The sequence below is a fragment of the Rossellomorea sp. QJM3NY_18 genome (assembly GCF_056173145.1).
This window is the reverse complement of record NZ_CM149659.1, coordinates 4,157,741-4,171,117: the sequence shown is the minus strand read 5'-3', so window position 1 is coordinate 4,171,117 and position 13,377 is coordinate 4,157,741. Positions and strand designations below refer to the sequence as shown.

Sequence of the window (13,377 nt, the reverse complement as noted above, 5' to 3'; positions counted from 1 at the left end):
ACGGACCTCACATTTCAACGGTAAATCGCTTAAAATCAAGGAGGGACGGACCTTAACCAAGGTCCGTCCCTCTCTAAAAGAGAGGTTGAAGAATATGCGTTTTGATGAGGCTTATTCAGGTAATGTGTTTATTAAGAGCCATCCTTCTTATGAGGATAGCCAGGTGGTCCTTTACGGGATGCCGATGGATTGGACGGTCAGTTATCGTCCTGGTTCCCGTTTCGGCCCGACCCGTATCCGTGAGGTGTCCATCGGTCTGGAGGAGTATAGCGCGTACCTAGACCGGGAACTTGAAGAAGTGAAATACTATGATGCCGGTGATATCCCGCTTCCGTTCGGTAACCCGCAGCGGAGCATCGATATGATTGAAGATTATATCGACGGCCTGCTCGGAGACGGGAAGATCCCGTTCGGAATGGGTGGGGAGCACCTGGTCTCATGGCCTGTGATGAAAGCCATCGCGAAGAAATACCCGGATCTTGCCATCATCCATATGGACGCTCACACAGACCTGCGTGAAGAGTATGAAGGGGAGCCGCTATCCCACTCGACTCCGATCCGTAAGATCGCCGAGCATATCGGGCCAAAGAACGTTTATTCATTCGGCATCCGTTCCGGGATGAAAGAAGAATTCCAATGGGCGAAGGAAAACGGCATGCACATTTCGAAATTCGAAGTGCTCGAGCCGTTGAAGGAAATCCTTCCTCAGCTTGCAGGACGTCCTGTTTATGTGACGATTGATATTGACGTATTGGACCCTGCCCATGCTCCTGGAACCGGAACCGTGGACTGCGGGGGAATCACATCCAAGGAATTACTGGCATCCATCCATGCCATTGCTCACTCAGACGTGAACGTCGTGGGAGCGGATCTGGTGGAAGTGGCGCCAATCTATGATCCATCCGAGCAGACAGCGAATACGGCAAGTAAGCTGATCCGTGAAATGCTTCTTGGCTGGGTGAAATAAACCATCAAAGCCTCTTCTCATTGGCAGAAGAGGCTGTTCTTTTGCCGATAATCCGCTTACATCCCCCCAATAAATGAAAACTCACCGTGTTCCATTGCAATTTCCCACAATACTTCTTATACTTAATTAGTTAGAAGGAAGGGACGTCTATTTGAGGGACGGACCTATCACTTGATCGGACCCTAAAAAGAAAAGGATGTGAGTGGTTTGACGGCAAAAACAGATTACACCCCTGTCAAAGTTCACTTGAAAACCAAAATCACAATAGGAGAGGAAAGTGACTCTTTTGAATTGGTATCATTTGGTCGATACTATGAAAAAGGAGATGCCGTTTTTCTAAAGTACGATGAAGTACAAGAGGAAGGGACCACTCATACGATTGTTAAAGTAACGGATCGACAGGCCCTCATCCTCAGAAGCGGGGCAGTCAAAATGAGAATGGCCTTCAACGAACTCGAGGAACAGAACGGTTCTTACGAGAGCCAGCTCGGCACCCTTTTACTTACAACCAAAACGAAAACACTTTCACATACACAGAGTGACTCGGAGCTTGAAGGGAATTTCAATCTTTCATACGAGTTAAAGATGCAGGACAGCCCGGTTGGGGATTATGTTATGTCCATTCACTATAAGGAGGAAGCATAGCGATATGAATATCGTCGAAAAAGTACAAGAAAACCTGAAAGCCGAAATCAGAGCAGCGGTCCTGAAAGCGGGACTCGCAACTGAGGATCAGATCCCGGATGTCATCCTTGAGATCCCGAAAGAAAAGTCACACGGGGATTATTCAACGAATATGGCCATGCAGCTGGCAAGAGTCGCAAAAAAAGCACCACGCATGATCGCTGACGACATCGTCGCTAACTTCGACCAGTCCAAAGCGTCCATTGAAAAAATGGAGATTGCAGGACCCGGCTTCATCAATTTCTACATGAATAACGAATACTTAACAGATTTGATCCCGTTGATTCTCGATCAGGATCAGGAATACGGTCAGTCAGACGCGGGAAATGGTGAGAGAGTGAACGTCGAGTTCGTATCTGCCAACCCGACAGGTGACCTTCATCTAGGTCATGCCCGTGGAGCGGCCGTCGGTGATTCCCTATGTAACGTCCTTGAAAAAGCGGGCTATAACGTAACCCGTGAATACTACATCAATGACGCCGGAAATCAGATCCACAACCTGGCGATCTCCGTTGAGGCACGTTACTTCCAGGCACTTGGACAGGACAAGGCGATGCCTGAAGACGGGTACCACGGGGCGGACATCATCGGAATCGGAAAGAAACTGGCTGAAGAATTCGGCTCGAAATATGCAGAAGTAAGCGACGCGGAACGCTACAAGTTTTTCCGTGAATACGGCCTGAAGATTGAAATGGCCAAGCTTCAAAAGGATCTTGAAATGTTCCGCGTTCCGTTCAATGTGTGGTACTCTGAAACATCCCTTTATGAAAATGGGAAAATCGATGCGGCATTGAAAACGCTGAGAGATAACGGTCACGTATACGAAGAGGACGGCGCAACCTGGTTCCGTTCCACTGAACTTGGCGATGACAAGAACCGTGTTCTTATCAAGAACGACGGCACGTACACATACCTGACTCCGGATATTTCCTATCACCAGGATAAATTCGAGCGCGGGCATGATGTGCTGATCAATATTTGGGGAGCGGATCACCACGGTTACATCCCCCGAATGAAAGCGGCCATCGAAGCACTTGGCTTTGACCGTGACAAACTGGAAGTGGAAGTGATCCAACTTGTTCACCTTTACAAAAATGGTGAAAAGATGAAGATGAGTAAGCGTACAGGGAAAGCTGTTACGTTACGTGAGCTTGTGGAAGAGGTCGGCCTTGATGCTGTCCGCTATTTCTTCGCCATGAGAAGTGCCGATACGCATATGGATTTTGACCTGGACTTAGCGGTTTCCCAGTCCAACGAAAACCCTGTATATTATGCTCAATATGCCCACGCGCGTATTTGCAGTATCCTTCGCCAGGCAGAAGAGCAGGGATTGGCTTCAGAAGACAAGATCGACTTAAAACTGATCGGTACGGAAAAAGAAGTGGACCTACTGAAAAAGCTGGGTGAGTTCCCGCAAATGATCGCCGACGCTGCGGAGAAACGCACGCCTCACCGTGTGGCAAACTACATCAATGACCTGGCATCTGCTTTCCACAGCTTCTACAATGCTAACAAGGTACTTGATGAAGATAACCGTGAACTGACGACAGCACGTCTCGCTTTAGTAAAAGTCGTTCGTGTCACGTTACAAAACGCTCTTGCCTTGATCGGTGTAGCAGCTCCGGAAAAAATGTAAATAGATATACCAAAGGTCCGTCCCTCATCAGGATGGACCTTTTTCTTATATTTCGGCCGCTTTGACGTATAATAATGGAAGATGGATGAAGGAGGAGAATGGTATGAAAACCGTCGTATTGGCGATCGTAACCGGATTTTTAGTCGGGTTTATCTTTGCTTTATTTAAGTTACCGATACCGGCCCCGCCAGCATTGGCAGGAATTGCAGGAATTGTGGGTATTTATCTTGGGTTCAAAGCCTTTATGGCAATTCAGCCCTGGATCGAGTCTGTATTTAAATGATGTTTACATAAAAAAGATGAACACCCAAGTGTCCATCTTTTCTTCTTTACCACTCAAGGGTCCCGCCATTGATCCTTTTCACCCCGCGGATGGAAGATAAATCTTCAATCAGCTTCAGCATGGCAAGATCTTTATGTTTGGCTTCGATCATAAAATCTACGTCTTGATCCAACGTCTTCAGGGTTTTGAAGAAACCTTCCACAAATCCCGGGTCGACCAGGTCGGCATGGGAGCGGAAGGCCTTATCGGATTTAGGGGAGGAAATATGTATTTTCGGCACTAAATCTCTCCTGTTCCAGGTGGAAAAAATGTCTTCAAGATACCCCTCAAGAGGCTTATCACTTGGATTGGCTTCGTGATGGTGAATGTCCAGGACCATGGGGATATTCTCTTTTTGACAAACGGTGAGCGTTTCTTCGACGGTATAGGTCTTGTCGTCATTTTCGAGTGTCATGATGTCTTTTACATCCGGAGGGAGGTCTTTCAGGTTTTCATGAAAACGGATCAGCGTTTCTTCCTTATCCCCGTAGCTCCCGCCGATATGGATATTGATGACGGAATCCTTCTCGATCCCCATATATTCAAGCATCCGGTAGTGATACACCATATCTTTCACAGCATTGTCCGTCACATGCTGCTTGGGACTCGTGAATAAGGTGAACTGGTTCGGGTGAAAGCTTGCCCTGATCCCGAACTTTTTGATCAGATCGCCAAGTTCCTTCCATTCATGTTGAAAAGGGGAATGGAAATCCCATTCCACTTCAGGATGAGTGGCAAGGGGAACGAGGGAGCTGGATAATCGGTACAGCTTGATTTCGTGAGCCGCACATAGATACAGGATGCGTTTCGTATGCTCCAGGTTTAACCTCGTCACTTCCCTAAGGCGATCCATCCGCTCATTTCTGGGTAACTCTGTGTATCGCTTATATGTCATGGTTTTGGCCGGGCTTGCATCCCATAAAGAGAGGGAGTTCGCCACGAATCCAAGTCGGACTTTCATGTGTCATCCCCCTAGAGTAAGATTGAAATGGCTGAAGCGACGCGTTCTTTTAACCGGGTGAGCACAGAAACCGATGAGAGATCGCTTTCGCTTAACATGTCGGATGCCGCCATGTCTTTTTCCATTTCCTTTTTCAACGTCTGGATAAATCCTTTATCGTAGATCAGGTTATTGATTTCAAAATTGATAAAGAAGCTCCGCTTATCAAAATTGGCCGTGCCGATATCACAGAAATGGTCATCGACGACCATCACCTTTGCATGATAGAAGCCGTCCATGAACTGATACACTTTCGCACCACTAGCGAGCAGGGGCCTGAAATAAGGGAAGGCTGCTTCTTTCACCAGCATATGATCGGCATTATTCGGGATGATGATCTTGACGGTAACCCCTCTGTCCAGTGCCCCCAAAAGCGCGTCCATCAAGATCGGAGTAGCAATGAAGTAGGGTGTCCCGATAATGATTTCGCTTTGTGCTTCGTCGATGAATTTTCCAAAGAAGTCTTCAATATTAACCCCCTCGGTCGGGAAAATTTGATGCTGAATGCTTCCTTTTTCAGCGGGAGGGAAATACTTTGCTTCGTTCTTCAAATCCTTCTGTGTAGCGCGGTGCCAGTCAATGCAGAACTCAGTCTGAAGATCGTGGACACCTTCACCTTCCAACCGGAGATGATAATCCCTCCAAGGAGAAAGCTCGGGCTTATCATTTTCATCGATATATTCCTTTCCGATGTTGTAACCACCCAAATAACCGATCACCCCGTCGATGACGGTAATCTTCCGGTGATTACGCTGCTGGGAGGAAAAGAACAGGTAGGGAAGCTTGACTCTCCGGCAGAAATCGACTTCCACACCCGCATCACGAAGCTCCTTTACCTTCGACTTCGGGACGTTATGACTCCCGATTTGATCCATCAGAAGACGGACCTCAATGCCTTCTTGTGCCTTTCCTTTCAATAATTCCAGGAACCTCAGGGCAAAGTGGTCATCCTGGACGATATAAAATAATACATGAATGGAGGCTCTTGCTTCTTTCATGTCTTTAAACATTTGATCGAAAAGCTCGGGTCCCCTTGAAAATAATTCGATATCACTCATTCGTTTCTCATAATCTCTTCTTGTCCGCGTCCGGATGAAATGACTTCTCCCCAATTTGAAATCGAGCATCAGCCATCCGATGATTGCGGCAAGGATAACCAATAGGATTAACCACCACATAGAATCACTCTCTCATTTGCATTATCTTTAGTATGTCCTCTTTCTTTGGTACTTTGCATCCTTTCTTCTTTTTCCCTTTCACTAGTCCTTTTGAAACCTGTGGGGGGTACAGAAAGTCCTGTTTTTTTACGAGCTGAAGGATCACCTGTGAAAAGGTTTTCATTTTTATTCGGAAAAACCATTGACTGAATGCTCATTCATAATATAATGGAGATATGAACTATTCAGAATATTAATTTGGTTTGTAAAAGTTTGAACAAAGGGGAAGTTCATCGGACCAAAGAAGGGGGAGTGTTTGTCTATGAATGGGTTACTCATTCTCAATTGGGTCGCATTTATCCTTGTGACCGTTTATGCACTGAGTCTGTTTGTGTATGTAGTAAAGACGAGAATTGAATATATTAAGCTCGGGAAAAAAGTGGAGTTCGACAAACGATTCAAAGAACGATTCCAGAAAATCCTGGTCAATGTCTTCGGACAAAAGAAGCTCTTGAAGGATAAGAAAAGTGGAGCGATCCACGTGATGTTCTTCTACGGATTCATCCTCGTTCAGTTCGGGGCCATCGATTTCATCTGGAAAGGGCTTGCTCCGGGAAGTCACTTACCACTTGGACCGTTATATCCAGGTTTCACATTCTTCCAGGAAATCGTCACACTCATGATCCTTGTGGCGGTTGTGTGGGCATTCCATCGCCGCTATGTGGAAAAACTGGTCCGTTTAAAAAGAGGATTCAAATCTGGGCTGGTCTTATTATTCATCGGTGGATTAATGCTGTCTGTCCTTGTCGGAAATGGAATGGGCATCATCTGGCATGGGGAAGACCTTGCCTGGACGGAGCCTGTTGCATCGCTGATCGCAGGGGCACTTGGAGGCATCGGGGAAACGGCATCCATCGCCATTTTCTATGTAGCCTGGTGGATTCACTTACTATTCTTACTGGCATTCCTTGTGTATGTGCCGCAATCCAAGCACGCTCACTTGATCGCAGGTCCTGCCAATGTTTATTTCAATCGTTTAGACAACCCTGGGAAGCTTAAGCCCATCGATTTTGAAGATGAATCAGCCGAAAGCTTCGGGGTAGGGAAAATTGAAGAATTTACACAGCACCAAATGATCGATTTCTACGCATGTGTGGAATGTGGTCGTTGTACGAATATGTGTCCGGCAACCGGGACAGGGAAAATGCTTTCCCCGATGGATCTCATCGTCAAACTTCGAGATAACCTGACGAATCACGGTGCTGTCGTGACGCAGAAGAAGCCTTGGGTGCCGACATTTGCATTCAATGGGACGAAAGGGAACCAGCTTGCGATGGCAAGTGCCACTCAGGCGGCTGAAGAAGCGGCTGCCGGTGCTGCGTACAGTCCAAGCCTGATCGGGGACGTCATCACGGAAGAAGAAATCTGGGCATGTACCACGTGCCGTAACTGTGAAGACCAATGTCCGGTCATGAATGAGCACGTAGATAAAATCATCGACCTTCGCCGTTACCTTGTCCTGACAGAAGGAAAGATGGATGCAGACGCACAGCGCGCCATGCAAAACATCGAGCGCCAGGGGAATCCTTGGGGTCTGAACCGTAAAGAGCGTGAAAACTGGCGTGAGGGAAGAGAAGACGTGACGATCCCTACGGTAAAAGAAATGAAAAAAGCGGGAGAAGACTTCGAATTCCTATTCTGGGTCGGATCCATGGGTTCATTCGATAACCGAAGCCAAAAGATTGCCTTATCTTTCGCCAAGCTGATGAATGAAGCCGGCGTGAAGTTTGCGATTCTCGGTAATAAAGAAAAGAACTCCGGTGACACACCGCGCCGTCTTGGAAACGAGTTCTTATTCCAGGAGCTTGCCGGTCAAAATATCGCTGAGTTCGAAAAACATGAAATCAAGAAGATTGTAACGATTGATCCGCATGCGTACAACATTTTTAAAAATGAGTATCCGGACTTTGGCCTGGAAGCGGAAGTCTACCATCATACTGAACTTCTGCATCAGCTGGTACAGGAAGGGCGCCTGAAGCCGCAATATGAAGTGAACGAAACAATCACCTTCCACGATTCCTGTTACCTTGGCCGTTACAATGAAGTGTATGACCCACCGCGTGAAATCCTGAAATCCATTTCCGGAGTGAAATTGGTCGAGATTGAGCGTAACCGTGAAAAAGGCATGTGCTGTGGAGCGGGTGGAGGACTCATGTGGATGGAAGAAGACGCAGGACACCGCGTCAACGTCTCCCGTACCGAGCAGGCACTGGCTGTCAGTCCGTCGGTCATCAGCTCAGGCTGTCCATACTGCCTGACGATGCTATCGGATGGTACAAAGGCAAAAGAAGTGGAAGAAACGGTTTCTACTCTCGATGTCGCAGAAATTCTTGAAAAAGCCGTTTGTGGCGATCTAAAGGACCAACCGGCTGCATCTTAAAAAGAATATTATCCTTTAGATAATGAATGGCACACGCGTTCATCAAACAAACAGGAGTGAAACAAAATAGTCTCTATTGCGTTTCGCTTCTATTGTTTTTCTACAATAGTAAATTTAATAGAAAAATAAAAACTTTCTAAAAAATCGGGTGCGTTAGCATTAAAAATGAAGTACAATAAAGGTATATCGGGGACAAAATTTGTCCCTTCTCTTATGAGGATTAGTTGAGCGAGCGTTCAGTCGAAAGTCGATCAAATTTTTTTAAGGTAAATTGAAAGCGTATACAAATTAACGGATAAAACCCATATAAAGGAGAGCGATGGAGATGGGAAAAACGGTTATTTTAGACGGAGCAAGAACGCCTTTTGGTAAATTCGGGGGAAGCCTCAGCAGTTTTACAGCTTCAGAGCTTGGCGGTTTCGCTATGAAGGAAGCCTTGAAACGGGCCGGCGTAAACGGGGAAGAAGTAGAAGAAGTCATCCTCGGATCTGTTTTACAAGGAGGACAGGGCCAAATCCCTTCCCGTCAGGCATCACGCCACGCGGGCTTACCTTGGAATGTCAAAACGGAAACGATCAATAAAGTATGTGCGTCAGGAATGCGAAGCGTCACATTGGGAGACCAGATCATCCGAGCAGGCGACGGTGAAGTGATTGTGGCAGGTGGAATGGAATCCATGTCCAATGCTCCTTACATCCTTCCGAAAGCCCGCTGGGGATTTAAAATGGGAGATTCTCAGGTAAAAGACCTGATGGTACACGACGGATTGACGTGCAGCTTCAACAATGTCCACATGGGAACGTACGGAAATGAAACAGCGAAAGAATTTGAACTATCAAGAGAAGAGCAGGACGAATGGGCACTCAGAAGCCATCACAGAGCCGTAAAAGCGACCGAAGAGGGGGTGCTCGGTGAAGAAATCGTTGCTGTTGAGGTACCTCAACGCAAAGGAGATCCGATTGTCGTAGCGAAAGATGAAGCCCCACGGAAAGAAACATCCATCGAGGCACTGGCTAAATTAGGGCCTGTCTTCGGATCAGAAGGAACGATCACAGCAGGGAACGCTCCAGGGGTCAACGACGGAGCGGCAGCCATGGTCCTCATGAGTGAAGAAAGAGCCAAGAAGGAAGGGAAACAGCCGTTAGCGACCATCCTTGGCCATACTGCCCTCGCTGTTGAAGCAAAGGACTTCCCGCAAACACCGGGGCTTGTGATCAACGAGCTTCTCAAGAAAACAGGGAAATCCCTTGAAGAGATCGATTTGTTTGAAATTAACGAAGCATTTGCAGCCGTGGCATTAACGAGCGGGAAAATCGCCGGCCTTGATCCAGACAAAGTCAATGTGAACGGTGGAGCCGTTGCCCTTGGCCACCCGATCGGAGCAAGCGGGGCCCGCATCATCCTTACACTCGCATACGAACTGAAACGCCGCGGAGGAGGAATCGGAATAGCCTCGATCTGCAGTGGAGGCGGTCAAGGGGATGCGATCATGATTGAGGTAGCGAAGCAGTAGGGTGGTGACTTGTTGTACCAGGTACAGATGGGATTGTTTGTACCAGGTACATAATCGGTGGAGTGTACCAGGTACACACTTGGCAAAGTGTACCAGGTACAAAGAGAGCAAAGTGTACCAGGTACAAAGGGGAGTGATTGTACCAGGTACACTCCTGAGTTCAGCAGCTGACCCACAAAAAACCAACTAGATTACTAGTCTCATATAACAAAGGGGAGAACAAAATGAACATTAAAAACGTAATGGTCATCGGCGCGGGACAAATGGGCGCAGGAATCGCCCAGGTCTGTGCACAGGCAGGGTTCAACGTATACCTGAACGATTTGAAAGAAGAGTTTGTCCAAAAGGGAATGGGTGTCATCACGAAGAATCTGTCCCGTTCCGTGGAAAAAGGAAGAATGTCTGAAGAAGATAAAACAGCTACAGTAAATCGTTTGACGGCTTCAACTGATATCCAGGACGCCAAGAAGGTGGATCTTGTCATCGAAGCGGCAGTTGAGAATATGGACATCAAAACGAAGATTTTTGCTCAGTTGGATGAGATCACGCCGGAGCATACGATTTTGGCTTCGAACACGTCTTCCCTTCCGATCACGGAAATTGCGGCAGCGACGAAGCGGCCGAAACAAGTGATCGGAATGCACTTCATGAATCCGGTACCGGTGATGAAATTGGTTGAAATCATCCGTGGGCTTGCGACAACGGATGAAGTGTATCAAGTGATTGAAGATATGACGAAGTCACTTAATAAAGTACCGGTAGAGGTGGAAGATTTCCCGGGATTCGTTTCAAACCGCATCCTGATGCCGATGATCAATGAAGCGATCTACACCCTTTATGAAGGGGTGGCGAGCAAAGAGGCGATCGATGAAGTGATGAAGCTCGGTATGAATCACCCGATGGGACCGCTGACTCTGGCTGACTTCATCGGACTCGATACATGCCTCTATATCATGGAAACCCTGCATGAAGGTTTCGGTGACGATAAATACCGTCCATGCCCGCTACTCCGGAAATATGTGAAAGCAGGCTGGCTGGGTAAGAAAACGGGCCGCGGCTTCTATTCGTACGAGTGATCACGACGAACATCAGGGAGGAAACAGTCATGGAGTTACGATTCACGGAAGAGCAGCAGATGATGAGAAAGATGGTCCAGGATTTTGCCGAAACAGAAATCCAGCCGTTCATCGAGAAGATGGAAGCGGGGGAGTTCCCGAGGGATATTTTAAATAAAATGGCCGGGCTTGGCTTGATGGGAATCACGATTCCCGAGAAATATGGCGGATCAGAGATGGACTTCACCTCGTATATCATTGCGATTCATGAGCTTTCGAAAGTAAGCGCCACCATCGGGGTCATCCTGTCGGTCCATACGTCAGTGGGAACCAATCCGATTCTTTACTTCGGAAACGAGGAGCAAAAGCAAAAGTTCCTTCCGAAGCTTGCAACTGGTGAGTATTTAGGGGCTTTCTGTCTGACCGAGCCAAGTGCAGGGTCCGATGCGAAGAGCCTCAAATCCCGGGCCGAAAAGCGCGGGGACCACTATGTGGTGAACGGATCGAAAGTCTTTATCACCAATGGTGGGGAAGCCGATACGTATATTGTCTTTGCGACGACGGATTCGACGAAGGGGAGCCGTGGGGTATCGGCCTTCATCGTTGAGAAGGATACACCTGGTCTTGTGATCGGGAAAGACGAACATAAAATGGGGCTGCACGGTTCACGTACCGTCCAGCTGACGTTTGAAGATATGAAAGTCCCGGCTGAAAACCTTCTCGGTGAAGAAGGGGAAGGCTTCAAGATCGCCATGGCGAACCTGGATGCCGGCAGGATCGGAATTGCCGCGCAGGCACTTGGAATCGCGGAAGCGGCTTTCAATTACTCAACGGCTTATGCAAAAGAACGGGTGCAGTTCGGCAAACCGATCGCCGCGCAACAGGGAATCGGTTTTAAGCTTGCTGATATGGCGACGGCCGTTGAAGGCTCGAAGCTTCTTGTGTACAGGGCTGCTAATCTTCGCTCTAACAACACCTCCTGTGGGAAGGAAGCCAGTATGGCTAAGCTGTTTGCTTCGAAAACAGCCGTCGAAGCGTCGACGGAAGCGATTCAGGTGTACGGCGGATATGGGTATACGAAGGAGTATCCGGTTGAGCGCTTGTTCCGTGATGCGAAGGTGACGGAGATTTATGAGGGTACGAGTGAGATTCAGCGGATGGTGATTGGGAAGCATTTGTTGGTGTAGATGAAAGTGTTTATTTGAAATTTTGATAGGGTGTCGTTGTGCATATATTCTGAAGCGTGTCAGACCCCGATTAATATTTTAGTGTTTCGTGGCGTAAAGGGGTTTGTTGCATTGCTGGTTTTTTTAGGGTGCCAGACCCGGTATGTAGTAGATATGAGGAGGAGTTTGAGATGAATTTTAAGTTATCAGAAGAGCATGAAATGATACGTAAAATGGTGCGTGATTTCGCGCGGAATGAGGTGGCTCCTACTGCTGCTGAGCGTGATGAGGAAGAGCGTTTTGATATGGATTTATTTAAGAAGATGGCAGAGCTTGGGTTGACGGGGATTCCTTGGCCTGAAGAGTACGGCGGGATCGGCAGTGACTATCTGGCGTATTGTATCGCTGTTGAAGAACTTTCAAGAGTGTGTGCGTCTACAGGTGTTACATTGTCCGCCCATACTTCGTTAGCCGGTTGGCCAGTATATAAATTTGGTACGGAAGAGCAGAAGCAGAAATACCTTCGTCCAATGGCGCAGGGAGAGAAGATTGGTGGTTACGGACTGACAGAACCGGGTTCGGGATCTGATGCAGGCGGTATGAAGACGACGGCCCGTTTAGAAGGAGATCACTACGTATTGAACGGCTCTAAAATTTTCATCACAAACGGTGGGATCGCTGATACGTATATCGTATTTGCCTTGACGGATCCTTCCCAGCGCCAGCGTGGAACGAGCGCCTTCATCGTAGAAGCAGACTTCGCAGGGTTCTCTGTTGGGAAAAAAGAGAAGAAGCTCGGGATACGCTCTTCTCCAACAACTGAGATCGTATTTGAAGATTGTAAAGTACCGAAAGAGAATATGCTTGGAAACGAAGGCGATGGCTTCAAAATTGCGATGATGACACTTGATGGCGGTCGTAACGGGATTGCCGCTCAAGCAGTGGGGATTGCCCAAGGAGCACTTGATGCGTCCGTTGAGTACGCAAAAGAGCGTGAGCAGTTCGGTAAACCGATTGCAGCGAACCAGGGGATTTCATTTAAGATCGCTGATATGGCGACATCCATCGAGGCTTCACGTCTATTAACCTATCAAGCTGCATGGCTTGAGTCAGAAGGGCTTCCATACGGGAAAGAATCGGCGATGTCGAAGCTGATGGCCGGGGATACGGCGATGAAAGTGACGACGGAAGCGGTTCAGATCTTCGGGGGTTATGGCTATACGAAGGACTATCCGGTAGAACGTTATATGCGTGATGCGAAGATCACTCAGATTTATGAGGGAACTCAGGAGATTCAGAGGCTGGTTATTTCGCGGATGGTGACGAAATAGGATAGCTAGGTTAAGAGAGATAGACGGGTATCTGCTTTGTTGGGGGATGAAGCAGGTGCTTTTGGAGTTGGGGTCAATGGGAGAATCGGAATATAAAGGCGGTCGG

Annotated in this window: 11 protein-coding genes; 9 read left to right on the top strand and 2 right to left on the bottom strand. The window is 47.7% G+C overall.

Annotated features, from left to right (window positions below; genetic code table 11):
* Nucleotides 1–94: 94 nt before the first annotated feature.
* The 4 genes from speB (at nucleotide 95) to AC0VXY_RS21360 (ending at nucleotide 3,570) form a co-directional block, all read left to right on the top strand.
* Complete coding sequence (gene speB, locus AC0VXY_RS21375) at nucleotides 95–967, top strand: agmatinase (RefSeq protein WP_258264530.1); 873 nt, start codon at nucleotides 95–97, stop codon at nucleotides 965–967.
* 207 nt (nucleotides 968–1,174) lie between these two features.
* A complete protein-coding gene (locus tag AC0VXY_RS21370) occupies nucleotides 1,175–1,612 on the top strand; it encodes a YwiB family protein (protein WP_286162912.1) in 438 nt (145 codons plus the stop codon).
* Between the two features lie 4 nt (nucleotides 1,613–1,616).
* Nucleotides 1,617–3,287: an arginine--tRNA ligase gene (gene argS / locus AC0VXY_RS21365; RefSeq protein WP_475526484.1), complete on the top strand. Its 1,671-nt coding sequence runs from the start codon at nucleotides 1,617–1,619 to the stop codon at nucleotides 3,285–3,287.
* Between the two features lie 103 nt (nucleotides 3,288–3,390).
* Complete coding sequence (locus AC0VXY_RS21360) at nucleotides 3,391–3,570, top strand: XapX domain-containing protein (protein ID WP_032086963.1); 180 nt, start codon at nucleotides 3,391–3,393, stop codon at nucleotides 3,568–3,570.
* Between the two features lie 46 nt (nucleotides 3,571–3,616).
* On the opposite strand, the gene uvsE is transcribed toward AC0VXY_RS21360, so the two are convergent.
* Nucleotides 3,617–4,570: a UV DNA damage repair endonuclease UvsE gene (uvsE, locus tag AC0VXY_RS21355; RefSeq protein ID WP_475526483.1), complete on the bottom strand. Its 954-nt coding sequence runs from the start codon at nucleotides 4,568–4,570 to the stop codon at nucleotides 3,617–3,619.
* 11 nt (nucleotides 4,571–4,581) lie between these two features.
* Complete coding sequence (gene cls / locus AC0VXY_RS21350; protein ID WP_475526481.1) at nucleotides 4,582–5,787, bottom strand: cardiolipin synthase; 1,206 nt, start codon at nucleotides 5,785–5,787, stop codon at nucleotides 4,582–4,584.
* Nucleotides 5,788–6,088: 301 nt separating this feature from the next.
* Here cls and AC0VXY_RS21345 point away from each other — a divergent pair, with 301 nt between their 5' ends.
* The 5 genes from AC0VXY_RS21345 to AC0VXY_RS21325 all read left to right on the top strand — a co-directional run bounded on the left by AC0VXY_RS21345 (nucleotide 6,089) and on the right by AC0VXY_RS21325 (nucleotide 13,271).
* Nucleotides 6,089–8,206, top strand: a complete 2,118-nt coding sequence (locus tag AC0VXY_RS21345; RefSeq protein WP_475526480.1) for a 4Fe-4S dicluster domain-containing protein — start codon at nucleotides 6,089–6,091, stop codon at nucleotides 8,204–8,206.
* Nucleotides 8,207–8,531: 325 nt separating this feature from the next.
* The gene (locus AC0VXY_RS21340) at nucleotides 8,532–9,719 is read left to right on the top strand and encodes an acetyl-CoA C-acetyltransferase (protein WP_435988947.1); all 1,188 of its coding nucleotides are present in this window, start codon (nucleotides 8,532–8,534) and stop codon (nucleotides 9,717–9,719) included.
* Nucleotides 9,720–9,943: 224 nt separating this feature from the next.
* Entirely contained in the window at nucleotides 9,944–10,795 is an 852-nt protein-coding gene (locus tag AC0VXY_RS21335; RefSeq protein WP_435988948.1) for a 3-hydroxybutyryl-CoA dehydrogenase, read from the top strand.
* Nucleotides 10,796–10,824: 29 nt separating this feature from the next.
* Nucleotides 10,825–11,961, top strand: coding sequence for an acyl-CoA dehydrogenase (locus AC0VXY_RS21330; protein WP_475526479.1), 1,137 nt, complete (start codon nucleotides 10,825–10,827; stop codon nucleotides 11,959–11,961).
* A 170-nt stretch (nucleotides 11,962–12,131) separates the two neighbouring features.
* Complete coding sequence (locus AC0VXY_RS21325; RefSeq protein WP_475526478.1) at nucleotides 12,132–13,271, top strand: acyl-CoA dehydrogenase; 1,140 nt, start codon at nucleotides 12,132–12,134, stop codon at nucleotides 13,269–13,271.
* The last annotated feature ends 106 nt before the right edge of the window (nucleotides 13,272–13,377 follow it).